We start from the raw sequence: 26,354 nt of genomic DNA on the forward strand, positions 1-26,354 counted from the left end.
GTGCTTAATTCCGGACATTCGTTATGGCCCGTTGATGGAATCGCCCCGGGCATCGATCATCATCCGCTGTTACAACGAGCGAGAGCATATCGAGAAACTGCTTCACGGAATCTTCGAACAACGGATGAACGATTTCGAGGTCATCTTAGTCGACTCGGGATCGACCGATGGAACAATCGAAGTCGCAAAGCAGTACCCGATCGACGAGGTCGTCTACATACCCCCGGACAAGTTCTCGTTCGGCCGGGCGCTCAACTACGGCTGTAAAGAGGCCAACGGTGAGTTCTGCGTGTTCGCGAGCGCCCACGTCTACCCGACTCGCGTCGATTGGCTGGAAAATTTGCTCGACAAGTTCGACGAGGACATCGCCCTGGTGTACGGCAAGCAGCGCGGGAACCACGTGACGAAGTACCCTGAGAAGCGGGTCTTCCGACGGTGGTTCCCCGAGGAGGATGTGGACTACCAGTCCTCCCCCTTCTGTAACAACGCCAACGCCGCCATTCGCCGTTCGGTGTGGGAAGAGTTCCGGTACGACGAGAGCCTGACGGGGCTCGAGGACCTAGATTGGGCCAAGAGAGTCCAGGAGACGGGATGGCACATCTCGTATGCGAGTGATGCTGAGATCATCCATGTCCACGACGAAACCCCCCGAGAGGTCTACAACCGATATCGGCGTGAGGCGATTGCACACAAGCAGATTTTCCCAGATCAGGAATTCACCTTCGGAGATTTTCTCAAGATGTTCGGGTCGAATACCGTGATGGACTACATCGCTGCGGCTCGTGAGGGGAAACTCCTCGATAGTATTGTCGAGATTCCTCGGTTCCGGCTCATGCAGTTCTGGGGCACGTACAGAGGGTTTGCACGAGACAAGCCCGTCTCAGATCGGCTCTGGCGACGGTTCTACTACCCCGATAGGAACGGATACCCGAGTGAGGAACACTCTGGCGGGGGTTCGGAAGATGACGATCTGCGTATCGAGTATCCGAAAGGGGACGAACTGCCAGGAAGCAAGTCAATCGAGGGTTGACGAAGGTTGGTGGAAAATCTACAATCCCTGGTTGATTCCCCTATCTGGCGACGAGATGAAGGACCTGTAATTAATGCTCGAAATCGACCGGCTCAAGAATCTACTACGGCTGACCAGCATCTACTCAGTCGGGAAAATCGGAGCGGCAGCGATTGGATTCGCTCTCTATCCGATTTACACCCAGTTCATCACTGTGCCGCTCGATATTCTTCGGTCGGGTTCGTCACCTCAAATACTGAGGAATGGCCTTGTTTAGACGCGGTGCAAATCGTCTTCTACGGCCGCTATCCGGTCAACGAAGTCCAGTAGAGAGGACCTCACGGATTGATTCTATTTGGCCGACATCGCTACTGACCGACCTCTTCAGAAGCGTCTAAACAAGGCTCTGAGGAATAATCCTCCAGCTCAACTAAACTGACCTTGGGATAGGTCGTCTCACTATCCGGAATAACCCTTCTTGCCAGCTTTCGGAGTTTCATTTGTAAACCCATATTCAAATCGATAGTATATCTAACATGGTTACACAATTACCTCCCGGTTTAGCCTTTTGAAACACAGAGTGCACGTATAACGATAGTCCGATGGGACAGTTAATACCACTTCGGGTTGGGGGCAGTCTTAATCTACTTCAAGGGGAATCTTCATGCGATATCCATCCCCCGATACTGGTATGTCCCCAATACTTCACGGAGAATTCGACGACGCAGTAATCGTAATCACTGGCTCAACTAGAGGAATTGGGGCAGAAATAGCTAGAAGGTTCGCTGTGGAAGGGGGGGCAGTAGTGGTGTCTGGCCGTTCAGATTCCCAGGGGGAGAAGATTGTTACCGACATCCAAGATGCAGGTGGGACGGCCGATTTCGTGTCGGCCGATCTACGGAATCCTGATGACATCCATAGACTGGTACACCAGACCGTTGATCAGTTCGGCCGTATCGATGTACTGGTGAACAATGCGGCAGTACAGACGGAAACCTCTGTAACTGAGGCCACGATTGAAGACTGGACCCGCATAGTTGAGACCAATTTCCGCGCCTACTGGCTGACAGTCAAGCACGCAGTCGAACACATGCCCGAAGGCTCCAGTGTGGTAAACGTCTCGTCTAACCACGCACACCACACCATGCCACGCATGTTCCCCTACAACGCGGTCAAAGCAGGTATCGAGGGAATGACCCGCGCGATGGCACTCGACCTCGGAAAACTCGGAATTCGGGCTAACGCCGTCACTCCGGGTTGGGTTCGAGTCGACCGAACGGAGCAAGAGCTGTCGAAGGAGGAGGAGGAACACCTCCAGAATATCCATCCGGTCGGACGAATCGGAGAACCGGAGGATATCGCGGGCACGGTCCTGTGGCTCGCAAGCGATGACGCTGCGTTCGTCACCGGTAGCTCGATTCTGGTTGACGGTGGGCGGGGCGCTGTCATGCAGGACGACACGATGGCTCAATACCAGAACTCCTGAACCATCCTCGGGTTCTTCCAACCCAACGATAGTCCAAACCAGCGGATCAACTATGAGGGACAATCCAAAGGTTGATTTCTTTTTCCTGAGTGTTCGAACGTAATGCCCCGGTTAGCCGCACTCGTGCCGATGAAGGGCCACAGCGAGCGTGTGCCGAACAAGAATCTTCGTGACTTCAACGGCCGACCGCTCTGTCACTGGATTCTGAATACACTGCGTGTCACGCCAGAGGTGGATGAGATCGTGGTCAATACCGACTCTCCCGAAATCGGCTCTGAAGCGAAAGAATTCGACGCCACAGTAATCGACCGACCTGAACAATTACAGGGAGACTACGTACCGATGAACGATATCATCCTCTATGATGTCGAGAGAGTAGATGCGGACCTGTATCTTCAGACTCACTGCACCAACCCGCTCCTCCGCTCAGGGACAATTCGTGATGCAGTGGCGATGTTAGAAGAGAATGAGAGTTGCGACTCCGTCTTTTCTGTGACTTCACTTCAGACGCGTCTCTGGGATGACAACTGCAGACCTATCAATCACGAGCGCGATCAACTCCAGCGCACCCAAGATCTGGACCCCGTCTATGAGGAGAACTCGAATATATATCTATTCACACAGGACTCGGTCGAGAGCCGCGAGAACCGAATCGGTGACCGACCGATGATGTTCCCGATGGAAGAGGAGGAGGCGATTGATATCGATGAACCGATCGATTTTCGCATTGCCGAATTCCTGCACAAAGATCGCTACGGGGAAGATCCAGAACTTCAGACGGCTGTTGATAGCTAATGCATTAGAGTATGAATAGTAAATTACTGGCGCGAGACTGGATAGAGGAGAACTGTTTTGTATCTACTGGGGGTCGGCTATGCCACACCAATGGCCGAGTCGACTACAGACACGTCCGGAGATGATAGAGACTACCGTGTTCTGATATCCTGCCCGTTGATTCTTGATGATATCGACAAATACCAATCGCAACTCAACGAGAACGGTATCTCGTACACTATTGCCGACGTGGACCAGCAACTTGATGAGCACGAACTTCTCGAAACACTGCCGGCTTACGATGGGATTCTCGCAGGAGATGACGAGCTCTCCGCCGAAGTAATCGAGTCGTGCCCACGACTCAAGGTGATCTCGAAATGGGGTATCGGAACTGACAATATCGATTTCGATGCTGCCGAACGACACGGAGTGGAAGTGTATAACACCCCCGGAGCGTTCACCGACGAGGTTGCTGATATCGTCATCGGATACGCAATACTCCTGACGCGCCAACTCCACCAGATCGACAATGCGGTCCGTCAAGGCAAATGGTTCTGTCCGAGAGGAACGTCACTTCAGGGGAAGAGGTTCGGTGTTGTTGGGGTTGGTAACATCGGTTCCACAGTTGCACGACGTGCTGCCGCACATGGAATGAAAGTAATTGGTAACGACGTGCAACCGCTTCCGGATGATCTGGTCGAGGATATTGGTATCGAGCCTGTTGACCGTAGCACTCTATTTGAAGAGGCAGACATCGTCAGCCTCAATTGCGCACTTGTCGATGGAACACGGAATCTCGTTAGTCATGACGAGTTGGCTGCTCTTGGCTCCGATGGCTACCTCATCAATACCGCGCGGGGAGAACTCATCGATCAGGATGCCCTCATTAGCGCCCTGGAGTCAGGGACGATCGCAGGCGCTGGCCTAGATGTTTTTCAGCGGGAACCATTACCCGCAGATAGTCCACTGACTGAATTAGATAACGTCGTTCTTGGGACCCATAATGCCCAGAATACGCATGAAGCAGTTGCCTCTGTCAACGAGAGAGCAGTAAGGAATCTAGTCGAAGGCCTCTCTACCTGAATATAGGGATGGGCCTTGTTTAGACGCTCGAATTCACGCGGTCCAGATGGTGAGAGACCATTCGATGTTTCTGACAGCGGTCTTTAGGACGATCTCTCGAAACTGACCGAACCACGTTCTGGGTTTAAATGTCAAGCCGAATCGCTTGCGAAGCGTGAAAAATATCCATTCGACGATATACCCCCGATGGAACGGTTCATTATCCATCCGAACATTGTTAGCGCCAGCACCCGAGTAGAATTCACGGTGCTTGATCACGGGTCTAATGCCTTCTTCCCGCAGAATGTGACGCATTTTGTCCCAGTCGAAGCCTTTGTCGGCGACCACAGTTCTCAAGCGGTCGAGATTTCTCGTGAGGACTTGCCACGCGATTTGTGTGTCGTGTAGAAGGCTCATCGAGCAGTGTGCCTCGAGGATGGCCCTTGTCGAGCAATCCACGAGAGGCGTCGTTTTCACCGGCACTGTCTGGTTACGAACCCCTCAGCTGGCGTTCGTCCGCCGAGCGATCGGTGCAGTAGTTGTTCGTTGTAGTATTGTACGAAGTGAGAAATACATCGCCGGAGGCTCCGCCGACTGCCCACCCACGAGCGATAGAAGCGGTCGATGCGTTGCTTGAGGGTGTGAAACCAGGTTTCGATGAGGTTTCGGTTGGTGTAGGTCACCCGACCGCCCAGCCCTGATCGATTGAGGGCAGTCCGAGAGCCGAACGAATGAGTCAGAAACGTGGTTTTCGAGCAATCGTGGTTTTCTGTGAGTCGGTGGAGGAACGGAGCAGTTGGATTGGTGCCGTGACGTCCAAAAATTTGCGCATCGAGAATCAGTTTTGTATCGAGGTCAATTGCAGCATATACCCCAACACAACTCACCGTTGATCCGGACAGCAGTCACGTCAACCGCGACCCGCCGACGGTGTCGCCACGGTGGGTCGAGACTGATATCAGTTATCCGAGGTACCCAATGAAAGAACGCCTGGTTCGAACGTTCAATGCCGAGAAATGCAAGAATCGATTCTATTTTCTCTAAGCGAACATTCAGTCGCGTGGAGCCGGACGGCGAAAGCTCTGACGGGCTTCGCCGTCCGCTCAGGCTCCCAATATTCATATAACTCTCCATCATACAGCCTACTGAGAGGGTCTGCGAGCTTCCTGGGCAGACTACTCAACGACTTGCTCTTTCCTCGATCTGCGCTAACTAGACAATGCCGTTTTAACTAATCGGTATTAGCGTATGACATTCATTGAATGCTACTTATTTTGTATCAATATACCCAAGAGCGGCCAGTTTATCTTCTATATTTTCTTCAGAATTGTCCTGATGCTTAAATGGTGCTTTTTCATAAAACCTCTCTTCGATAGGTATAGTTCCAATAACTGATTCGTCAACCGTGAACCAAGGGACTTGTCTTCCTTCTGGATAATGGGTCTGGGGGTGAAAGAACAGATTATGCTCACCAAGAAATTCTCCATGATCAGCAGTCACAATAACAGAACAGTTAACCCTTTCAACAAGACGTTTTACCTCTTCTAATACATACAGTAGATTGTCACGGTATGCCGCTCTAAGTTCTTGTGTCGAAATATCTCCGGTTTCAATTCGATTTTTGATTGTGTGGGTCGGAAGTGTCATTTCCTCTTCTTCTAATTCCCGGGCGCCCAAATCTTCTTCAAATATTCTGGACAACATCTCGCTATCGATAGCATCGGGGATTTCTTCGCTCTCTCGGATGTTTTTGAGGTCTAGTTCCTCCAATTCATTACTATCCAGTCCCCAAGGAAGTATTTTTGAATCCCCAATATACGGCGAATGTGGTTGCATATAATGGACTACTAATCGAGTATTATCCGACTGTGCGGCCAGAGCTAAAGAGACATCTGTAACATCCTTTGCAGGTGTAGTTCCAAGTAAGGGGTTCCAATGGGTGTCCCAAACATCCACAATCGAATCTAAGTGTTCAGAAGGACGATAATCTTTGTCTCGACTCTGGAACGAGAAGTCTGATACATGCGGTGCAGCACTGGTATATGTCAAATCGTAATTTCCGGTCCAAGTTCGCTCCACATAATCAGCGGTCCAAGATGCGGAACTCCAGACAGCTTCAAGATCCCCGCTTAGAAAGTCGGAATAGTATTGGCAAAAGTAATCATATCTACATGCGTCAAGAACGATCAATACAAATTCATTCTCACTTACAAAGTGTTCAATTTTGGGCTTTTGCTTATCTATATGGTTAATATTTCGATATACTTCACCTCTGATCGGTCCGATAGCCTTTGCAATAGTCTTTCGTTTTATATATCCTGGAACCTTCCCGGATTTTTTATACCTTTCTTTATCAAACTCGCCATTCTAAGTTACCTTCATCACGTATGGTCCCTCTTTGCGTATAAGTCCTTAGCAATTTGTAGTATGGTGGTGTTCAGATAAGCTGATTCCATGCGAAGCGAACGAGCGCAACCACTCATCTGCGGTTGTTGCGGTAGCTTGGGTGAAAATATTCGAGAACGCATTGATTGGTTGTTTTACTTTTCTGGAGACACGTTCGTGCTGTAATAGAATCCGGAAGTCTTTGAAGAGTAACCAGCCGAAAGCCGGTGTTACCTGTCGTCTCTCAGAGATACAGAGAAGAGTGTGAGTAGATACTTCTGGCGATCACTATGTTCCGATTTCCATCGGACTTGTATCTGAGATCGAGTTGGTGGCGTCGGCAGGCAAGTTGGAGTGAATCGCTGTCGTCAACGAGGAAGGCGGCGGTTTATATGTCATGTTTGCCGCGCAGCTTGCGGAGGAACAGCCACGCGAGACCGCCGGTCGTGACGTGTTTCAGATCCTTGTGGAGGAGATCGTTCATTTCGGGATCGACAGCAGCGTACAGCCAGTACTTATCGCTATCGAGCCAGATATCCGTCTCGTCGACCGCGACGTGATCTGGCGAGCGGCCCGACCCGGGCTGTAACTCGGCATTGTGAACCCAGTTGTGGACGGTGGAGCGCGCTCGTTCAACACCAGATACCTCAAGTATCAAAATTGTATTTAAAAGTGATAGTTCAGCAAGATGGAGCTGAATACCAAGCTTCGTCAACAGTCGCGGTGTTGCTTTACGCTCCACAAAGTCTACCTGGATCTCGTCCAAACAACCGGTGAGGCGAGCGTTTTCTGGCATAACTGCCATCCTACGATTTCACCAAAGGCCATGAGTTACTGATACCGAACATTACAAGCCCTGGCAGTGGTGTGGATTATTTATCCGATGAACTTGGAAGCCCGTCTCAATGATAGGCCGATTTTCGTCACTGGCGCAGATGGTTTCGTCGGCTCTCACCTAACCGAGACATTGGTCGATTTCGGAGCGGATGTCCATGTCTTCGTTCGCGCAACCTCGAGTGGGGAGCTCAGGAATATTCGACATCTCCAGGAGGAGATTACTGTTCACCGAGGAGATCTCCGGGACAAACATTCGGTCACGGAGGCTCTGAAGGCGATGACGGGGTATTCCGATATCATCGTCTTCCATCTGGCTGCGCAAGCCCATGTTGGGGAATCATGGGAGCGTCCATACGAGACAATCGACACGAACGTCAACGGGACACTGAATCTGTTGCAGGCTGCAGTCGACCTCGACCTCGATCTGTACAAGTTCGATACGGCTGGTACGAGCGAGGAGTACGGGAATATCGACCAGCAGATGGAGGACAAGCACGAGTACGAAGAGGACGGACGGGTTATTCTGAGTGAACGGTCACCGGTTAATCCCACCTCAGTGTACGCCACCTCGAAACTCGCGTCGGACTTCCTGACAATGAACTATCACGACGCGTATGATGTCCCGGGGGTCACAACCCGGATGTTCAACAACTACGGCCCCAGGCAGAATCCTCGCTACATTACGGGAACGATCATCACTCAGGCACTAAAACGTGATATCGTCGAACTCGGGAATCTCACGCCAAAGCGAGACATGTGTTTCGTCTCCGATGGTGTTCGCGGACATCTCCACGTTGCACTTGAGGGACAGCCCGGAGAGGAGTATGTCTATGGATACGGCGAGAACATTTCGATGCGAGAGTGGGCGAATCTCCTCTTAGAGGTGGGTAGCGAGGAAGGCTACTGGGAAAACCCCGAAATCGTCCAGCGCGACGATCGATTCCGTCCTGGTGATAGCGACGTTGAAGAGCTACTCGTTGGCTACGAGAAACTTAATGAGGAGACGGGTTGGGAACCTGAAGTCGATTGGCGCGAAGGTGCCAGCCGGACAATCGAATGGTACGCGAGCAATCCAGAAAAGTGGGCAGGCCGGGTTGATTGGCGATGACCGGACACGATTACTGGAGCGGACGGACGGTGATGGTCACTGGTGGAAGCGGGTTCCTGGGGAGTCACCTCGTTGATGAACTTGAACGCAGGAACGACGCTGTAGATATCTTCGTCCCCCGCAGCGATGAATACGATCTCCGCAATCGTGAAGCTATTCAGCAGGCTTTCGAGGAGTCAAAGGCGGATACTGTTATTCACCTCGCTGCAACGGTAGGGGGTATAGGAGCTAATCGCAAGAATCCTGGGCGCTACTTCTACGATAATGCGATAATGGGAATCGAGCTTATGGAACAAGCTCGTCGATACGATATAGAGAAATTCAGCATCCTGGGCACGATATGCGCCTACCCTGAACATACACCTGTACCATTTTCTGAGGAGGATCTGTACAACGGGTACCCCGAGAAGACGAACGCACCCTACGGAATCGCCAAGAAGGCACTACACACACAATCGTGGGCCTACCGGGAGCAATATGGATTCAACAGTATCTATCTCCTTCCCGTCAACCTCTACGGCCCTCGTGATGACTTCGATCTGGAGACTTCGCACGTTATCCCGGCAATAATCCGCAAGTGTATCGAGGCTCGAGAGAGCGGTGAAGACGCGATTACTGCGTGGGGTACCGGTAGTCCCACACGAGAATTTTTATTTGTAAAGGATGCTGCCGAGGGGATACTGGACGCTACCGAGCAATACGATTCCTCCGAGCCGGTCAATCTCGGGAGCGGTGAAGAGATATCGATTCAGAATCTCATCGAACTGATTGTAAATCTCACTGGATTTGAGGGGCAGATCGAGTGGGACACCTCGAAGCCAGATGGCCAACCTCGCCGCAAGCTGGATACTTCCCGTGCTAAGGAACGATTTGACTGGGAGGCTTCAACAGAATTTCGTGACGGATTGCGTGAAACTATCGAATGGTACGAGCAAAATCGTGAGCGAATACTAGATGCCTGAACCCATCGGCCAGCCCGAACGCGTAGAGTGGATAGATGAGGAAACTTGGAGAGCTATCGTTCGGAATGTTCCCATAGTTTCAGTAGATCTGGTGGTGCTTGTTGATGGCGGAGTTGCTCTCGCGAAGCGCCGGAATCATCCAGCAAAAGGGGAGTGGTTCGTTCCGGGTGGCAGAGTTCATAAAGGAGAGATGCTTGACGATGCCGTAGACCGGATTGCGTATGAGGAGTTCGGCATAAAAATTGAAATTGTCGAATCGCTCGGGGCTTTCCAGCACCTATACGACGAATCTGAGATTTCTGGCAGTGGAGGTAAGCACTATTTAGCGAACGGTTTCGTTGTAGAGACCACAGACAAACCAACGGTTAGCGATGATCAACATGGTTCCGTCCGAGTTTTCAGTGAGCTTCCGGACAACCTTCACCCATATATAGAGGCGTACTTCCGCGACTCAGAGACATTGGAGGCCAGGTCTTTCGGACTTTAGCTGATATTGATCGGAGAATGTCCGTTCTGATTGTCGCCCTGAGCACCTCCCGCCCATAGGGGATATCCAGACCTTCACACGGAATATCGAATCTGGACTCCCCATTGCCGACTACTCAGTCGAAGTCCTCCACCTCAGCCTCGAAAGATACCGAATAATCTGGCATGACTGGATACCTGGCGTATCGCAGTTGCACTCCAGGAAGGCACTAGCAGCGCACTGTTTCGTGTACAACACGCACTAACGAGAAACCAGGTCCTTCGTCGACGAATACATGCCAGACGTTGTGCACGCTACACACGTCCGTTGCTGGCCCACACTCATGTGCACGTAAGCACGAAATACCCGCTACACTATCGACTCATGCTCTCGAACTTGCCGAACAATCGAGGATACGTCATGCAGTCAGAACAGCAGATGCCGTTCACACAGTGAGCGAATTTACTCGGAATCTGCTCCTGCCGCCGATACAAGAAGAGATTTCGGGCGGTTCGACATCGAACCGGTCGCACGCTCGTGAAGAGACAGGTTTCGGATGTCACACCGATTCGTCTCTTCGCTTTCTACCCAAATAACGGAGTCGTCGACTTCATGTCTAGCGAAGCTACAGTGTCGAAATTTATATTACTTATTATCAGATGCCCCAAACATGGTGTTAGAGAGGTTTTGAGCAACCGTCAGATGATATTCGATACGCCACCCGCAGATTTATTACTCCGCCGTCATTCTGTATACACAGCGAATCACCAGACGGGAACGGGCGTGTGGTGCAGCGTCACGATATCAACATCGAGAAACGGCGGGCCCTTTATACGGAACCCGCCGCCGTGTGTGAGACACGGACCTGCACGCACGGCCGTTATCCCTGCAGGAGCACATCATGAATAATCCCCTTCTGAATATACGAAACAGTCCGCTGGCGATCTGGTTTTTTAGCTAAACGTGATACACGGACGCGGCGAGGTAGAAACCCCACCTGTTGTGAATCGCGGACCCGGTATTGACCACGGTGCAGGCACGTCCCCGACATCTACGATACGACCCACGACTGCAGTCGTGGGCGTCCGCCCTGAGCCGCTGCGATGACTGGGACTGGGGGAGTCTTGCTCTGGCTGCCACTCCCACTGCTCGGCTTTCAGCCTCGCCATCGTCCGGGAACGATCGAGGCGACCAGTCCACGGAGCACACTCACCGAGCCAGCACGATGTGTACTCGACCCTGGAACACCGACCCGGGCGGGCCTGAAAGGGGCCGCGGGCTCGGCGGCCTCTCCAGAAATCGGAGATTTCTGGGATGACGATGAGCTTCGCTCATCGAACCACCCCGACGACGCAAGGACCGCAGGGAGCGAAGCGACCGAGGACCGTCGTCCGAGAGAGCGACGCTCTCTCGTGATTCCGAGGAACCTCGTTCCCTCGAAGCTCGCGAATCTCCGATTCGCTCACTCTCGAAAATCCTCGATTTTCGGCGACAGCGAGTCGCGGGACCCCGAGCCAGCGGGGGCTTTCAATCGGTCGTCGCCGGCGCTGTCGCCGAAGAACGCACCATATCAAATCGACAACCACGCCTGACAGAGCTTTCGCGAACGACATCCCCCTGAATGACACTCCCCCAACCCGGCTGCCAAACACACCTCACTCGACGAGCCCCTCGAACCGATCGACCTCGCTGATGGCCGACTTCACCGCCTGCGGGTCGACCGACAGTTCGTGGACGAGGAACTTCCCACCGCCCTTCCCCTCGTTGCGCTCAGTCGAGGTCAGGAATCCCATCAAAGCCATCTTGGAAAGGTGGTTCTGGACAGTCCGTGTCGTTCGTGCCTCCATCTCGACGGCCTCACAGAACCGCCGATACAGTTGCGCGACGGTCTTCGTCCGGACTTCATCGACCGACTCGTCCATCTCGAGGACCGCCACCGCGTACAGAGAAAGCAGCGCATGACTCGAGAGCGAGGTCAACTCCGACTTGATGATCTCTTCCTCAACCTCCTCCTGAGCGACACGGACGTGCTCCTCGGCCACCTGGTCAGTGTCTGCCTTCTGAGCCATTTCCCCAGCCGTCCGAAGGATGTCTATCGCTCGCCGCGCCGACCCGGTGTTCGATGCCACGAGGGCTGCCGTCAGCGGAATCACGTCGTCGCTAAGCGCTCCCGACTCGAATGCCTCCGTGGCCCGCTGCTCGAGAATCGCCCGGAGCTCGGCCGCATCGTAGGGGGCGAAATGGATCTCCGTCTCGGCCAGCGTCGAGCGAACCCGCGCCGAGAGATTCTCATGGAACCTCTGATACATCTAGTTCGATATCACGTCGACCCTGTCCACGAGAGAGTGATGGTAACGCTACCGAAGGAAGTCGGTGTCACCCTCGCACGACGAATCATGGAGCCGTCGAACTTCGGCGAACGTTTTGTAGTCGACTGTGATGTGCTCCGGTTCGTGGAGCAGTTGCTGAAACGACGGTCGGGACAGATGCTGTTCAGCCGTCTCCGCTCTGTTCTCCGGAACGACGACATAGAGGTCGACCATGAGATTCGGCACACTGGCCGCGAAATCGGCCATCCGGAGGAGTCCAGAATAGATCTGCGTCGAGTTCTCGACTTCGAACATCTTGACGATGGAATCGCCGTCCAACCAGATGACGTCGATATACTCGATAAGTTCGGCCGCCTTTTCGGGCAGTCCTCGAAGCGGGAGGGTGTCGACACAACCCTCGCCGAGCGTCCTACCGTCGATCGACTCACTGCGGTCGTTCCGAGCGACGAATACGTCGTGCTGATGAGCCCGTCCGAGTTGGACGAGTGCGTGCTGGATTTCCAGGTGGTCTCGTACCGAACGGGTTTCATCCTTGTCGTCGGTCAGACCTTGATCGTTCGTCGATTCTTGCTTCCGTTGCTCCGCGTGTTCAATACCGGATGGTGCCGACTCTGGACCCGTAGATGCCGTCGCTGAGGCAGAACGCCAGTGGCTGGGAGTCGCCGAGGAATCGGCGCTGGTAACGGATTTCCGGAGGTGGTCGTTCAGGTACGTCTCGATTGCCTCCAGAGCAGCCGTGCAATCCGGCTGCAGCTGGTACTCGAAGTAGACCCCCTCCCCTCGGCCGCCAGCGATCTGCTCGCGTTCAAGGAATGGCCACCGTTCCTCGAGTTCTTTGAGTCGTTCCCGGACGTATGCGTCGGACCAGGGATCGCCCTCCAGGTCTGTTTCAAGCGTCTTCCGATGGTTCTGAATCTCGGCTGTCCGAACTGGTTCTCCACTCTCATTCTGACGGGTAGCGAGTATCCAGAAGAGAAGCTGCGTCGGGGGGTACTCCCGTCGACAACTGCCCGGAGATCGTGCAGGGCCCACCGCTCGGTGGCTGCATCGACGTGCTCCATGCGCACGGCGTCGGCATCCTCACGCTCGGCACAGTGCCAAGCCTCTCTGAGGAGACGGAGGGCCCGCGACGCATTGGCGGCGTACGGGAGCGTCGACTCAGCACAGTGCCGAATCGTCTCCGTATCGACGGCTCCATCGATGAATGCGTCCTCTGCACGGTCCGAGAGAATCTCCTCGAGATCGTCCGCGTCGTAGCCGTCGAAATAGACCGTTGCGTCGACGTACTTCTCGAAGCGGCTGCACTCGTCGAACTGGGTTTCGTCCGTTAGGATGACCGTGATGCTGTATGCGCCTGGCGCGCCGATACGGTCCCCGTCGAGTCGATCCCGCGTACTCCGGGCCAGGAACTCCCAGATTGGTGGAAGCCGAGCCGTCTTATCGATGTCGGAATCGGGGGAAGAAAGCGGCGCCCCGGAGGTAGAGCAATCGAGCACGAGATGCGTCGGTTGGTCGATCGCCGCCAACTCGTCGATCGCATCATCGAACAGGGTCTCCGTCTTCTCAGTGGACTTTCGAATAGGGTCACCACCCCGGGCCGCTCGTATCTGGTTCAACACGCTGATTACGGTTGGCGATCGTTCGGCTGGTGATAGACCGGGACCTCGATGACCTCGGCAGCATCGATTGAAGAGAGCACCTCGCGAACTGAGGTGGTCTTCCCGACCGCGGCGGAGTCCGGGGGACCGTACACGACCACATTCGACCCGCTGCACTCGCCCTGTTGAAGCGGAGCATACAGTGCCTCCAACTGGCGAATCTGAGACTCGCGAGCGACCGGGGAACGCACTTCGTCGGGATGACGGTACACGTCGAGAGGGGCGGAATCAGCGATCAAACGGTTGTCCCGGTCGAAGATTGAATCCTGCACATGACCGGCTGGCTGCCTGATGAGTAATAAACTAACTGGCGCCTCGATAGGCTACAGTGTAAAATACTGGGCGTATCAACCCTGAGTCTGGAGAATCGTCTCACATCGTACCGATCAGCGATCCGTGCGGCGACAAATCAGTCGTAATCGAGATACATCTCGATCAACAATCTGAAATGGCGATGCAAGGTAGTTTAGATTCGGCGCAACCAGAAGAACAATCAGTAACGTAACTAAACAATTGAATATCGGATTCGAGAAATTCGATGAAGCAGGCAGTGGCCGCGGCCGCCCAGCTGGTACCGAGCCGATGATCTCCATCCGCAAATCCGGCAGCATCGGCGTCAACCAGGCCGCCATCGAGGAATTCTTCGAGGACGACGACGGCGCCGTGATGTACTACGATGAGGATGCCAACCAGGTCGGTATCGAGCCGGTCGCGGACAAGGACGCCGATGACGCGGCCTACACCGTCAGCAAGACCGACTCCGGGGGCACCATCGCCCCGAAGGCGTTCCTCGAACGCTACGACCTCATTCCCGAGGTGACCACACAGTACGACCCGGAGTGGAACGACGACGAGTCGCTCGTCGTTCTCGACCTCGACGAACCGAAGAAGACCTACGGCTCTGCGGACGACGAGGCGGAAGGTGAGGCAGAGAGTGACGAGGACGACGAGTAGTACCAGCGGACCCAGGGAGAGAGTGCAATAGCAGCGCCACAGGTCACTCAGGTACGTCTCTTTCGTTCATCTTCGTCTTCGTCAATCAGGCGAGCGACGAGCCCATCACCACCGATGATGTCGTCCAGGCCAAGTTCCGGGCCGCCACGGCCGACGCCATCGACGAGGCGTACAACATCGGCACGGGCACGGAAACCTCCGTGCTCGACCTCGCCGAGACCATCCAGCAGGCCACGAACACCGACTCGGCGATCGTCCACACCGACCCGCGCCCAGCCGACATCGACCACTGTGTCGCGGACATCTCGAAGGCTCGCGAGCAGCTCGGCTACGCCCCACGGATGTCGCTACGAGAGGGCATCGAAGCGTTGCAGAAAACCACCCGAAGCACAGAGCTGGATTGACTACGATAGAGTGTCTCCACCAGAGATTCGCCACCCCTGCAGCAACCGACGGAACCACAACGCCGATGTGGAACGGGCCCACCAGCGGTACTGTACCCGTATGGAGGATGACGGGCTCCCCACGCCGGACGAGATTCTCGCCGTGCACGAGCAGCTCGAGGAAGCGTACGACCTGAAGCATCGCGGACTGATGAAGGCTGCTCCGCGACTGAAACTCGAACGCGAGGTCCTGGCGCCGGCCCGGGAGTACGAGAACCCCCACTACCGTGCCGCTGCCCTGCTCTGGGAACTGGTCAGTCTCCATCTGTTCGAGGACGGCAACAAGCGGACGGCATGGACCGTGACAGTTGAGTACCTGTCTCGCCACGGAATCGATACGGACCACCTGGGAGACGAGACGGCGACGGTCATCCGACGAATCGGGCTCTTCAGCGTGGAAGAGCTGGCGACGTGGCTGGAAACGGGCGAGATCGACACCTCCAGGCTGCCGGAGGATTAACTATGCTACAGTCGAATGTGGTTGTATGAGCGAGCCCGCATCCGACCCCGCCCCCGACGTCGATGAGGAGTACCGGGCGCGAATCGACCGGATCATCGCTGCACAACGGGATATCCTCGACGAACTCGCCGACTGACCCGCACCGGGGCTGTACTCGTGCGCGTCCCGCCCGAACAGGGCGGAGTGGACTTGCGGGAGACACCGCAGGCGTTCCTCCGGTTTCCCGCTCACCGATGCGCTCCGCCGATGCCGGTTGACATCCTCGTACCCCTGAAGAGGTGGGCTTCCGCGCGCTATGCGTCAGATACACTCCTCTCGTCGGGCAACACGGCGACCGTCTCGCTCGTCGATTAGGAGCAGGTCGGCTCCTTCCTTGACGGATAGCAGATCGCAGCTGTTTCTCCGCGGTCGAGTTCGGTGACAATCTCGATGAAGAAGTCGGAACGGTCAACCGGGACCGGCGTCAGGAATCCGGACTCACAGAGTCTCAAGGCGGAAGCCCACGACTTCAGGCGTGGGAGGAAGCCGACACGATTCGATTACTTCCCCAGCAACAATCCCCTCCCGACTCCCGACCGTTGCCTGAACTTTATACCCGATAGCGCGGCATCCAGGTGTGCCGATGGAGGTCACGCGTACCATCCCGGTCAAACTGGACGTGCCCGCTGAGCGGCGCGAAGATCTCCATCGGACGATTGAGCAGTTCAATCACGCCGCCAACTACACCGTCCAGCACGGCCGCAGCGAGAGGGTTATCTCAGCCTCAGCAAGTCGAAGATACACGACCGGGTGTACCACGACCTTCGGGACGAAACAGACCTCCCGGCGAACCTCTGCGTCCGGGCATACTCGAAAGCTCTCGAGGCGATGAAATCTACCGTCGCTGACTGGAAGAAGGGCAACAGCCGACCGCTTCCTCGATTCGACAAGCCATCCGCCGTCTACGACAAACGGACGCTGACGATCAAGGACAGGTCGGCTACCCTCTCCACCATCAACGGCAGGGTCGCCGTGGACTACGTTCTCGGAGACTACCAGAAGTCCTACCTCGATGATGACGACTACGAGAAGCGGATGGGAACGCTCCACTACCGCGAGGGTGAGGATGCGTTCTACCTCCACATCGTCATCAAGAAAGAGGTCGAAGAACGCGACGGTGACAAGGTACTGGGCGTGGACTTGAACCTGAAGAACGTCGCCGTGACCAGCACGGGGTCGTTCTACGATGGTGGCGACCTATTGTGGGGCCAGAACCACTACTTCCGCGTGCGTCGAATCCTTCAGCACAAAGGCACTCGCTCCGCGAAGCAGGTACTCCGGCGACTGTCGGGGCGAGAAACCCGCTTCGTGCTGAACCGCCTGCACACGATTTCACGACGCATCGTGGAGGAAGCAGATGCCCACGACTGTTCGTATATCGCCGTCGAACGCCTGACCCACATCCGCGAGCGGATGGATCACCAAGACGACCGAGTGAAGCGGCAGCTGCACAACTGGGCGTTCCGCGAACTCCAGGAGATGCTGGAGTACAAGGCCGCAGAGTACGGCATTCGCGTCGAGCATGTCCCACCCGCGTACACGAGTCAAACCTGCTCGAAATGTGGGCATCGATCCAGTACGAACCGGGATTCGGATGGCTGGTTCGAGTGCACCGACTGTGGCTACGAGGTCGACGGCGACTACAACGCGGCGAAGAATATCGGCATGACGTTGCTAACCTTACCATCGGGCGAACGCCCCGGTGGGTTGGGCGACGGTCATCTCGCCCTGAAGTCCGGGACGCTGAACGGGAATGGCAACTACACCGCCTACGACACTACATCGGCAGACCGGGAGTCCACGGACAAGCCCACGACTTCAGTCGTGGGTCGATGGCCCTCCAGAGGCAGACGCGAGAACCCAGCTGAAACGTAGATACACGAGCTCTGTGACGGGTAAATCCGGAGTACAGGAGTCTGAGCCCACTCTCATTCACGGCCGGGGCTGCGTCCAGATCTCTAACCAGTCTCCTCAGGCGAGTTTGCGGCCGATCTGGCGTTCCATCGGTACCCCCCGCAGTATCGACTTTGCACACACCTGTTAGCGCGCCGCTACACGGCGAAACCCGGCCGCATATCCGAATTCGGTGGATCACGGACCGATACCGGGGGTCTGCACACGCACGGGGTCAGTCCGCAACGAAACGGTGTGGGCTCGCGTGTGAACGACATCGAGTGGGCACCAGAATCCCACTCGTCCACAACGAACTGAGAACCGTCGGTAGAGCCGCTTCACAGTGGACTCTCCATCGTGGCGATTCCCCACCGTGATGTCAGGATGAGCGCACTTGAGAGCGATACTACGCCGGAGAGAGCTTGTATCCTCGGTTTCGCATCGAATTCAGTTCCCCATACGGTACGCACGAACGCTCCCCTGGGTCCCCAGAAGCGTCGTAATATCGTCTTCCAGGGCCTGTAAACCAGGGATATGGCCATGATGGATGGACAGAGGCTCCTCCAATCGTCTCAAGCGTACAGGCCGATTTCACGACCGAGAGGTCCGTGTACGCCGATACTCGGCTCCGGAACTCGTGGCCCTCCCGGAAGCCGGTAGCGACACCGGGCGATCTGGTGACCAACTGTCGCGATACACGGTGTCCCGGGGTATCTCCGAGAGGTCTGTCGCTGTGCTGCCGAGGTGGGCCTGTACATTCCTGTGGTCTGGCTCGTTGCTGTTCACACACGTTCTTCACGCGTTATATTGCGGACCGAATCGGGCGTGTGCAGTCGAAACTGTGGTTGCACCGTCGAATCATCGCGTTGGTGCAGGGGCTATGCGGGTGATCTCCGGATTTCCGAAAGTCGTGGTTGTCGCTGTGAGCCGGATGGAACGTGTCGTCGGAACGGTGGTGAGGTCACTCGACCGTGTCGAGCGACGCCGTGAGCTGCTGTGCGGTGTCGAGGCCAGTGTGGAACCGGCCGATGAGCTCCGTCTGGTGCTCCGCACAGGCGAGGGGTGCGACGGCCCCATCCTGGACGGGAATCAGTGGCTGTTGTGGGTTGGTGAGCGTGAGCTGGCAGCTGGGACACGAGATTCCGCCGGCCGGCCGGTGCTCGATGAGCGAGGCCGTTCCGTCCGTTGTGAACCCGCAGGCGGTAGCGAACCGTTCGAGATGGGCCTCACACCCCACGACCGGGACCGTCAACTGATCGAGAAGCAGGAAGGATACCGTCTGACTGGTGGCCGATTGGAGGGCAGCCTCGCAGGCATCACACTGGATTGGTGGGGAACCCTGGGCCTCCGCATGCTGTTGCTCGGAGATGTCTGCAGGACACATGTGAGAGTGATACGACATTGGGTCGTCAGACGGGAAAGGCTGTGGGCGACCGACGACGACACGCTCAGGGGCGACTCAGCTAGCACGGATGGACCAATCGACGACTGGATTCGGGCTACCAGTAGCGGCGAATCCTTGATTACACGGTTTTCTCCACGAGTGTGTCCTGGGACTCGAACGATCTGTGCAATTGAAACAGGGTGCGGGGACACAGGGCGAGTGTCGAATGCAACGATCGACGTACCTGTTCCGGGGGATGTGACTCCACGCTCTATCCGTCATCCGCTGGGAAAATGGCATGTATCTGCATAATCGAAATTCATCTCAACCAGCAATCTGAAACGGCGATAGAAGGTGGTTTAGATTCGGCGCAACCAGAAGAACAATCAGCAACGTAAACAAACAATTGAATATGGGATTCGAGAAATTCGATGAAGCGGGCTCCGGCCGCGGCCGCCCGGCCGGCACCGAGCCGATGATCTCCATCCGGAAATCGGGCAGCATCGGCGTCAATCAGGCCGCCATCGAGGCGTTCTTCGAGGACGACGACGGCGCCGTGATGTACTACGATGAGGATGCCAACCAGGTCGGTATCGAGCCGGTCGCGGACAAGGACGCCGACGAGGCCGCCTACACCGTCAGCAAGACCGACTCCGGGGGTACCATTGCCCCGAAGGCGTTCCTCGAACGCTACGACCTCATCCCGGAGGTCACCACGCAGTACGACCCGGAGTGGAACGACGACGAATCACTCGTCGTCCTCGACCTCGACGAACCGAAGAAGACCTACGGCTCTCCCGACGACGAGGACGACGCCGAGGATTGACATCCCCCCACGACTGAAGTCGTGGGCGTTCTCCTCAAATCTCTGTAAATCCACCCGGCGGGAAGCCGGGGTGTCTCGGTTCGTGCGCCGTGCGTGAGTCCCGCGAGGGATGTGGCGTCTTCGACGTCCTGACGGACGCAGTATCTCCTTGCACCGTACATCTCCGCCGTCCACGAGGGAGTCGGGGGATGCCCCCGGACACCCCGTTCGGCGCGTCCGGGCACGGGTCGTGCCATCGACCTGCCTGCCCTTTGAGCCACGACGAGCAGACTGCTCGAGACAAGCACAACTCACGGACAGTCGTCGGCGTGGACGTGAACGAGGACAACGTGGCCCTGGCCGCTCTGTCCGAGGATGGTGTCGAGGAGACGCTGGTTATCGACTTCCCCGAAATCAAGTTCGAGCGTCACCGCTACTTCACGATCCGAAAGCGCGTTCAGAACGCGGAGAAAGAAAGCATTCACGACACGCTTGAAGGGCGTGAGGAACGATTCGTCCGCGATCGACTCCACAAGGTGTCTCGGCACATAGTGGAGTGGAGCCAGCAGCTCGAGAGGCCGTGCATCGTCTTTGAAGACCTCAAACAGATGCGCGACAGTATCGACTACGGCACGCGGATGAACCGACGCTTGCACCACCTGCCGTTCCGCGCCCTTCAGTTCTATATGTCATACAAGGCGTCGTTCGAGGGCATCCCGACTGCGTGGATTAACCCCGAGTACACGAGCCAACGGTGTCCGATATGCGAACACACGGAGCGAGCGAACCGCAACAGGAAGCGGTTCAAGTGTCGGTCGTGTGGGCATCAAGATCACAGCGACCGTGGTGCAAGCGTCAACATCGCTGTGAAAGGCATCAAGAAGCATCAGGACTGGAATGTGCCTGCTCTCAACAGCCTCCCCCAAGTGCGGAAGGTGCGACGGCGGGCATCGGGGGCCGTGGACGCCCCGACCGTGACCCACCCGACCGTTCGAGGCGATCAGGCCGATGGTCGGATGGGAGTGTCTAACTAACCCACGGGAAGCCTCGGGGTCGCCGGAAGACGAAGTCTTCCGAAATGACGAGACGCCTTCGGCGTCTCGAACCACTTGACCCCGTGGCCGTTCACCCGCTCGTCGCGAAGCGCTGTGTGAGAGAACTCCGACAGATGGAGACGAATGCAGAACTCAATAGTGCCGACCCGACGACCATCTGGCAGCACCTGAGCTGACTGCGAGAAGGAAGTGCGGTAGCGACAATGAGTGCTATCGAGGGTCAGCCCGTATCGATGTACGTCGCCGCCTGTTGGGCAACTCTGTCGGTGAACGATTTCGGCGAATACGTGGGGCCGAAATCAGTCAGTCCTTCCCCGCCGGTCGGGGCATCTGCTCGACATCCCGAATCCGGGCCGTCTTCTCGACGGCCTCGTACTGGCGCTGCCACGCCTCGCGTGGGAACAGCCCGTTCCGGTCGAACAGCGCCCGCGCCTCGTCGGTGATCGTGTAGAACTTGTTCGGGAAGTCCCGGCGCCGATTGCCGGGCACGACCTCCAGCACCCGGACGACCTTGGCGTCGACGAGGCGCCGGAGGTGCCGGCGGATGGCGTCCTCGCTCTTGTCGGGGTTCACGTACGCCAACTCCTCGACGCTCGGTGCACCCTTCGGATGACCGGCGATGTCCGACAGCAGGTCCGCCCGGGGCGTGTCCGTCGCCTCCTGGAGCGCCCGCCACGTATCGAACCCCTCGTCGCCGTGGTCGGGCTCTCTCGTCTGCGGTTCCATATCGCCCCGTACACCACGCGGCGCCATAAATACTTTCACTCAAATGAGTTTGGTTCCACAGATAGTCTACAAAGTGATATGGTATCCGAACACATAATTGATGTGTGCTCCGGAGCGACGACCAGCATGGACCCTGCCGACGGTGACGACCACACGGACGGTTCGGGTAAAGGGGAGCAATCATCGCCAGCGCCCGCAGACGTGGATGCGGCCGCGAATGTAGAAGACCGACTCGTGGATGCTGGTGCGACCTCGTTGACACCCACTGAATACCAGCGACTCAAGGACCTCGTGAACGGTGACCGGCTCGAGCAGATCAAGGGCCACTCACGTCGGTATCTCGTGGCGGGCGCGGGTGGAGACGGTGAGGCAGCCGACCGCCGGGGACTGGTCTGTGGCCGACTTGACGACCGTCGTGACCCACCAGCGGTCGCCGTCCGGCTGGAGGATTTCGGTCTGACCCGTGAGGAGATGGCCCTGTGGGCCCGCCTGTTCGACGTGCTGTGTGGGATGGCGACCCACGTAGTTGCGGTGCTGGAGGACTTCGACGGCGGCTACGTGTGGGAACTGGGCCTGCTGTACGCACCGTCCTATCGGGCGAAGGCGTGGGTACCCCAGCGTGTATATGACGACGACCGGACCCAGCGCGAGCACTACGAGAACGGGATGGCGGCCGCCCATCTCGAACACCTCTCCCGAGAGCGAGTCTTCACCTGGGCGACGGTATCTGACCTTCGGGCGGCGGTTGATGAGATCCCGTAGTCCACCTATTCGAACACTCGAGGTGGGGCCTGAGCGTCTGGATATCCGCTATGGATTCAGAATTCGGGAGAGGATGTAGCTGACAGCCGTCTATCTCCAAGGCTCATGTATTACTCCACCATTGTATCTGCGGCAAGAGGATGAATTTAACCGAGAGCGACGTTCGAGATCGTTGTACGGAGGCCGTTTACGAGCGAGGAGAGAGGTACCTGGCGGAGGGCCGAATCAAGCGACGGTCCAGGTTCGGTGAGACGGTTACGGCCGTCGTCAGCGGCAGTCGCGACTACGACCTGACACTCGACCACTCGACAGCAGATATCGAGTGCCAGTGCAGCTGCCCGTACGATGGGCCCGGTATCTGCAAGCACGCGGTGGCCGTCTTGCTCTCGCTCGTCGACGACCCACCCAAGGACGAAGGCCACCACGTCGAGACCACGCTCGACCGGGCCGAGGCCGACGAACTCCGTGCGTTCCTCCGTGACGAGTTGGCCACGGACCCCTCGTTGCGTGACCGTTTTGTCGCTCGATTCGGCGAGTCTACCCCGCGATCCGTCGACGATCTCCGTACGGATATCGATGGACGGTTCGAGGAGACGAATCCGGAGTACGCCGTGGTCTTCGAACCGATCGACTTCTCGGACCTGTTCGACCTGGCGTCGACGTTTCGATCCCGAGGAGCCCACGAGTCAGCGGCAACGGTCTACCGGGCACTCATCGAAGGTCTCGACGACAACATGGAGCTGGTCGACGGGTCGTACGACCACTTCGCCCAAGCGTTCCAGCGGGCGCTGGACGGGTACGTCGAGTGCGTGGAGACGGCCGAAATCAGTGCCGACGAACGCTCCGACCACGCCCAGTTCCTCGAGGAGCGCGCGGCCTCGGGAACCGATGTGCTTCGAGAACAGTTCAATCACGCCGCGAGGGCGCTTCGAGAGGGAGCAGAGACTGATCGACCCTAACACCCCACGAGAACGTGGACACACGAACTGCAGCGGCTATACGATGCAGATCATCGACGGGCCCCAACTGACATCCTCCCCGCGCTCCAGGGCGGGGGGTTTTCTCCTCCATCTTGCATAAGGTTACATCAGGGTTGGTTACCGACTCTCGTTGCACGCCACGCCGGCTAGTCGTCCCTCAGGCGGCCGAAGGTTGGCCGTGTTCTCCGCTAGAGTGTGCTGGAGGTAGTGAAGACTGACTAGTAACCGGACCCAGGACCGCTTCGCTCGGAGGGCAACCACAGGGCGACGGCTTGCCAAGCAGGCCTGTCGCACCAGTTCCGGGGAGTGTAGCGCGAAGGAAGGATTCGCTGTTCGTCTCGGATCGATAGAATATCTCGCGTACGGATGGCGTAAGGTTGGCGCTGTCGTGCGATTCGATGCATGCTTACGTCAGTACAGCCCTCTGTGATGTTCCCTTCTCGCCGATGTGCAGGGACGCTCAATCCTTCGATTCTCCGTCCGTGGAAGCGCGCCGCGAGGCAACGCCTCCGTTCCTCTTCCTCTACCCGATTCTACCCCCGACTTCGGTCACATAACCCACTCTAGCGGAGAACGCGACGAAGGTTAGGACACGTCAGCAGCACCCAGATCGCGTATGGAGTGGTTTGCGCGCCCTATCCGGTTCCGCGGTACATACAGTCGGTATCGATGCGTCGTGGCTCGGTCTCCACGAACCAGACAGTCCCACGCCCGGATTCTGAAGTGAGATATTTGTTAATTACCATCTTGCCGGTAGCTATCAGATGTACGAGACTCTCGACGACACGGCCGCACAAATCATCCTCGCTACCGAGAGTGGTGACTCCATCCGTCGTGTCGCCCAGCGCCTCCACACTCCATACGAGACAGTCCGACAGGCCGTCAATCGACTCGAAGACGGGGCTACATCCGCTATGCCGATGGCCTCTCCGTGGTCGACGAGCGCGTGAGGGCTGCGGCAGGTGAACTCGTCGCTGCGAGCGCCAGCGTCAGTCCCCCACCATCGAGGAGGCCTACATCATACCGCAGTTCGGGAATTGGCCGTTCGCATTCACGCGAATCGATGCCGTCTACGTGTGGACACAGGGAGGCTATCAGGTCGGTCGGAGCCCCGAAGACTACCCGTTGTTCCTCGCAGTTCGCGAGCGAGATGTGGACGCCTGGGAGTCGTTCTTCGAGTCGTTCGGCCTTCCGACCGCATCCGAACGCCAGCTCCCTGATGAGGTGGCAGGGCCACTGCAGTTCGTTCTTGACCCGCGTCGATCGCTCGACATCGAGCACGTCGAAGGCTACCCGGTGAGTCCTCAGGAGGAGACAATCGCGTATATGCGCGAACACTACGCCCAGTTCCAATCGGCGTTGGCGATGCTGGACCGAATGTACGATGACCTCGACCTCGATGTCGCCTATCGGGAGAGAGACCGGGCCCAGCCGTGAGCTTCCACAATCGGAGCGACGCACTCACCTGAACCAGCCGAAGCAGTAGCTATATCACACATACGTCAGCCAGTATCTAGCATGGCTGGGGGCTGGATGGGGCGTCGTGACCTCCTTCGAGCGGGAGCCGCTGGCATCGTGACCGCCTGCGCGGGATGCTTCGGCCCGGAGAAGGACGGCGTGTACGCACTTTCACGCACCGATGGCAGCAAGCGCTGGGTGACCACCCTGGGGGCCGTTGATGGTGGCCCCACCCTCTTCGACGACACCATCGTCGTCGGGTCAGGAACGACGGTATCTGCGCTCGCGACCACGGATGGCGAAGAGCGCTGGAGCTACGATGTCGAGTTCGAGTACACGAACGATATCAAGGACCCCATACTGGTGGACGAGACGCTCCTGGTCCCCGCCGGCAAGGAACTCTACGCGCTCTCAGCGGCCGATGGAAGCGAGCAGTGGACGGTTGCCGGCGACGCCGAGATGTGGCTGCTGCCACGCCCCGTCGATGGGACCGTCGTCGTGGGCGCTGGAAAGGAGCAGCTTCGGGGTATCTCCCTCGAGGATGGGTCCGAGCGCTGGACGTACGAGGGTGGGGCGCTGGACAGGAACGCGGCGACGGTCGCCGACGCCACCGCGTTCGTCGGCTCGCGGAACGGTCGGGTGATCGCGATCGACGTGACGGACGGGAGCGAGCGCTGGACGTTCGACACCGAGAAGCCGGTTCGCGGTGGCATGGCGGTCCACAGCGGCCACGTCTACCCGAGTACGACCGGGAACCGGGTCTATGCGCTCACGACCGGGGACGGAACCGAACGGTGGCAGTGGAAGGCACCAGCCGGAGGCGAGATCATGCCGCTCGGTGCGAGCTGGCCCTCGACCATGGGTCTGGGCCAATCACTGTACGCCGCGTATGCCGGCCGTCTGTTCGCACTCTCGACGAGCGACGGGACCGAACAGTGGCGAACCGTCACGGAGCTGACATCGATGGTGCTCCAGCAGTCGGGTGACACCATCTTCGTCACCGGTGACGGACTCAGTGACACGGGGGGCGGAAATTCGGGGGCCGCGTCGTACGGATCGCTACAGGCATTCCGTCAGCGAGATGGACGCGAGCGCTGGTCGGAGACGTTCACGGAGGACCTGGAACACCCCCCAATCATCGCAGAGAATACCGTCTTCGCCGGGACGGAGGAAGGGATGGTACATGCGTTCGAGAAACGCGATGGGAGCGAGGCGTGGACGTTCGAGACGGAGACCGGGCGGCAACCGGGAGTGGTGCTCGACGGAGATACGGTCTACGTCGGCACACTCCGATAGCGGCCACCCGGGGGCGTCACTC

General features: G+C 57.2%; 22 protein-coding genes and 6 pseudogenes. 17 read left to right on the top strand and 11 right to left on the bottom strand.

What is annotated here, in order from left to right:
* Positions 1-34 precede the first annotated feature (34 nt).
* The 4 genes from NL114_RS01215 to NL114_RS01230 all read left to right on the top strand — a co-directional run bounded on the left by NL114_RS01215 (position 35) and on the right by NL114_RS01230 (position 4,352).
* A complete protein-coding gene (locus NL114_RS01215) occupies positions 35-1,030 on the top strand; it encodes a glycosyltransferase family 2 protein (RefSeq protein WP_254822988.1) in 996 nt (331 codons plus the stop codon).
* Positions 1,031-1,700: 670 nt separating this feature from the next.
* A complete protein-coding gene (locus NL114_RS01220; protein WP_254822989.1) occupies positions 1,701-2,495 on the top strand; it encodes an SDR family NAD(P)-dependent oxidoreductase in 795 nt (264 codons plus the stop codon).
* 102 nt (positions 2,496-2,597) lie between these two features.
* On the top strand, positions 2,598-3,290 hold the full coding sequence (locus NL114_RS01225) for an acylneuraminate cytidylyltransferase family protein (protein ID WP_254822990.1): 693 nt from the start codon (positions 2,598-2,600) through the stop codon (positions 3,288-3,290).
* Positions 3,291-3,380: 90 nt separating this feature from the next.
* Positions 3,381-4,352 carry a phosphoglycerate dehydrogenase gene (locus tag NL114_RS01230; protein ID WP_254822991.1) on the top strand — a complete coding sequence of 324 codons (972 nt, stop codon included), beginning with the start codon at positions 3,381-3,383 and terminating at the stop codon, positions 4,350-4,352.
* A 33-nt stretch (positions 4,353-4,385) separates the two neighbouring features.
* On the opposite strand, the pseudogene NL114_RS01235 reads toward NL114_RS01230, so the two are convergent.
* The 5 genes and pseudogenes from NL114_RS01235 to NL114_RS01255 form a co-directional block, all read right to left on the bottom strand.
* Positions 4,386-4,808, bottom strand: a pseudogene (locus tag NL114_RS01235) (transposase); the annotation flags it as partial.
* Positions 4,805-5,505 (bottom strand): annotated as a pseudogene (locus tag NL114_RS01240) (IS6 family transposase). The pseudogenes NL114_RS01240 and NL114_RS01235, both read right to left, overlap by 4 nt.
* A 95-nt stretch (positions 5,506-5,600) precedes the next feature.
* Positions 5,601-6,410: a sulfatase-like hydrolase/transferase gene (locus tag NL114_RS01245; protein ID WP_350355440.1), complete on the bottom strand. Its 810-nt coding sequence runs from the start codon at positions 6,408-6,410 to the stop codon at positions 5,601-5,603.
* A 358-nt stretch (positions 6,411-6,768) separates the two neighbouring features.
* Positions 6,769-6,893: pseudogene (locus NL114_RS01250) on the bottom strand (IS6 family transposase); the annotation flags it as partial.
* A 109-nt stretch (positions 6,894-7,002) separates the two neighbouring features.
* Positions 7,003-7,512 (bottom strand): annotated as a pseudogene (locus NL114_RS01255) (transposase domain-containing protein); the annotation flags it as partial.
* An 87-nt stretch (positions 7,513-7,599) separates the two neighbouring features.
* Between NL114_RS01255 and NL114_RS01260 the strand changes: the two are divergent.
* From NL114_RS01260 to NL114_RS01270, 3 genes are read left to right on the top strand one after another with little or no spacing between them, the layout of a single operon-like run.
* The gene (locus NL114_RS01260) at positions 7,600-8,661 is read left to right on the top strand and encodes a GDP-mannose 4,6-dehydratase (RefSeq protein WP_254822993.1); all 1,062 of its coding nucleotides are present in this window, start codon (positions 7,600-7,602) and stop codon (positions 8,659-8,661) included.
* Positions 8,658-9,623 carry a GDP-L-fucose synthase family protein gene (locus NL114_RS01265; RefSeq protein ID WP_254822994.1) on the top strand — a complete coding sequence of 322 codons (966 nt, stop codon included), beginning with the start codon at positions 8,658-8,660 and terminating at the stop codon, positions 9,621-9,623. Before NL114_RS01260 ends, NL114_RS01265 begins: the two co-directional genes overlap by 4 nt.
* Positions 9,616-10,110 (top strand): NUDIX domain-containing protein, encoded by a 495-nt coding sequence (locus NL114_RS01270; protein WP_254822995.1) that lies wholly within the window; start codon positions 9,616-9,618, stop codon positions 10,108-10,110. The genes NL114_RS01265 and NL114_RS01270 overlap by 8 nt, the downstream gene beginning before the upstream one ends.
* A gap of 1,634 nt (positions 10,111-11,744) precedes the next feature.
* Here the strand turns inward: NL114_RS01270 and NL114_RS01275 are convergent.
* The 4 genes from NL114_RS01275 to NL114_RS01290 are packed head-to-tail and all read right to left on the bottom strand — an operon-like array spanning position 11,745 to position 14,349.
* Entirely contained in the window at positions 11,745-12,398 is a 654-nt protein-coding gene (locus NL114_RS01275) for a Cdc6/Cdc18 family protein (RefSeq protein WP_254822996.1), read from the bottom strand.
* 48 nt (positions 12,399-12,446) lie between these two features.
* Complete coding sequence (locus tag NL114_RS21855) at positions 12,447-13,214, bottom strand: type II restriction enzyme NmeDI-related protein (protein WP_491543637.1); 768 nt, start codon at positions 13,212-13,214, stop codon at positions 12,447-12,449.
* Positions 13,124-14,035 carry a Cdc6/Cdc18 family protein gene (locus tag NL114_RS01285; RefSeq protein ID WP_254822998.1) on the bottom strand — a complete coding sequence of 304 codons (912 nt, stop codon included), beginning with the start codon at positions 14,033-14,035 and terminating at the stop codon, positions 13,124-13,126. Before NL114_RS01285 ends, NL114_RS21855 begins: the two co-directional genes overlap by 91 nt.
* A gap of 8 nt (positions 14,036-14,043) precedes the next feature.
* Complete coding sequence (locus NL114_RS01290) at positions 14,044-14,349, bottom strand: AAA family ATPase (RefSeq protein WP_254822999.1); 306 nt, start codon at positions 14,347-14,349, stop codon at positions 14,044-14,046.
* Between the two features lie 310 nt (positions 14,350-14,659).
* Between NL114_RS01290 and NL114_RS01295 the strand changes: the two genes are divergently transcribed.
* The 4 genes from NL114_RS01295 to NL114_RS01310 all read left to right on the top strand — a co-directional run bounded on the left by NL114_RS01295 (position 14,660) and on the right by NL114_RS01310 (position 17,848).
* A complete protein-coding gene (locus NL114_RS01295; protein ID WP_254823000.1) occupies positions 14,660-15,031 on the top strand; it encodes a hypothetical protein in 372 nt (123 codons plus the stop codon).
* A 158-nt stretch (positions 15,032-15,189) separates the two neighbouring features.
* The gene (locus tag NL114_RS01300) at positions 15,190-15,435 is read left to right on the top strand and encodes a GDP-mannose 4,6-dehydratase (RefSeq protein ID WP_286671113.1); all 246 of its coding nucleotides are present in this window, start codon (positions 15,190-15,192) and stop codon (positions 15,433-15,435) included.
* Positions 15,436-15,535: 100 nt separating this feature from the next.
* The gene (locus NL114_RS01305; protein ID WP_254823002.1) at positions 15,536-15,934 is read left to right on the top strand and encodes a Fic family protein; all 399 of its coding nucleotides are present in this window, start codon (positions 15,536-15,538) and stop codon (positions 15,932-15,934) included.
* Positions 15,935-16,723: 789 nt separating this feature from the next.
* Entirely contained in the window at positions 16,724-17,848 is a 1,125-nt protein-coding gene (locus tag NL114_RS01310; protein WP_254823003.1) for an RNA-guided endonuclease InsQ/TnpB family protein, read from the top strand.
* A gap of 979 nt (positions 17,849-18,827) precedes the next feature.
* On the opposite strand, the gene NL114_RS01315 is transcribed toward NL114_RS01310, so the two are convergent.
* Positions 18,828-19,250, bottom strand: coding sequence for a hypothetical protein (locus NL114_RS01315; RefSeq protein ID WP_254823004.1), 423 nt, complete (start codon positions 19,248-19,250; stop codon positions 18,828-18,830).
* 412 nt (positions 19,251-19,662) lie between these two features.
* On the opposite strand from NL114_RS01315, the gene NL114_RS01320 reads away from it, so the two are divergent.
* Positions 19,663-20,076, top strand: coding sequence for a hypothetical protein (locus NL114_RS01320; RefSeq protein ID WP_254823005.1), 414 nt, complete (start codon positions 19,663-19,665; stop codon positions 20,074-20,076).
* 251 nt (positions 20,077-20,327) lie between these two features.
* Positions 20,328-21,089, top strand: a pseudogene (locus NL114_RS01325) (RNA-guided endonuclease InsQ/TnpB family protein); the annotation flags it as partial.
* 324 nt (positions 21,090-21,413) lie between these two features.
* Here the strand turns inward: NL114_RS01325 and NL114_RS01330 are convergent.
* Positions 21,414-21,836 carry a helix-turn-helix domain-containing protein gene (locus tag NL114_RS01330; protein WP_254823006.1) on the bottom strand — a complete coding sequence of 141 codons (423 nt, stop codon included), beginning with the start codon at positions 21,834-21,836 and terminating at the stop codon, positions 21,414-21,416.
* A gap of 126 nt (positions 21,837-21,962) precedes the next feature.
* On the opposite strand from NL114_RS01330, the gene NL114_RS01335 reads away from it, so the two are divergent.
* The 4 genes and pseudogenes from NL114_RS01335 (at position 21,963) to NL114_RS01350 (ending at position 26,332) form a co-directional block, all read left to right on the top strand.
* Positions 21,963-22,598, top strand: coding sequence for a hypothetical protein (locus NL114_RS01335; protein ID WP_254823007.1), 636 nt, complete (start codon positions 21,963-21,965; stop codon positions 22,596-22,598).
* A 140-nt stretch (positions 22,599-22,738) separates the two neighbouring features.
* Positions 22,739-23,557, top strand: coding sequence for an SWIM zinc finger family protein (locus tag NL114_RS01340; RefSeq protein WP_254823008.1), 819 nt, complete (start codon positions 22,739-22,741; stop codon positions 23,555-23,557).
* 785 nt (positions 23,558-24,342) lie between these two features.
* A pseudogene (locus NL114_RS01345) lies at positions 24,343-25,015 on the top strand (helix-turn-helix domain-containing protein).
* An 81-nt stretch (positions 25,016-25,096) separates the two neighbouring features.
* Entirely contained in the window at positions 25,097-26,332 is a 1,236-nt protein-coding gene (locus NL114_RS01350) for a PQQ-binding-like beta-propeller repeat protein (protein ID WP_254823009.1), read from the top strand.
* Positions 26,333-26,354: the final 22 nt, after the last annotated feature.

Source organism: Haloglomus halophilum (genome assembly GCF_024298885.1).
GTDB classification, from domain to species: domain Archaea; phylum Halobacteriota; class Halobacteria; order Halobacteriales; family Haloarculaceae; genus Haloglomus; species Haloglomus halophilum.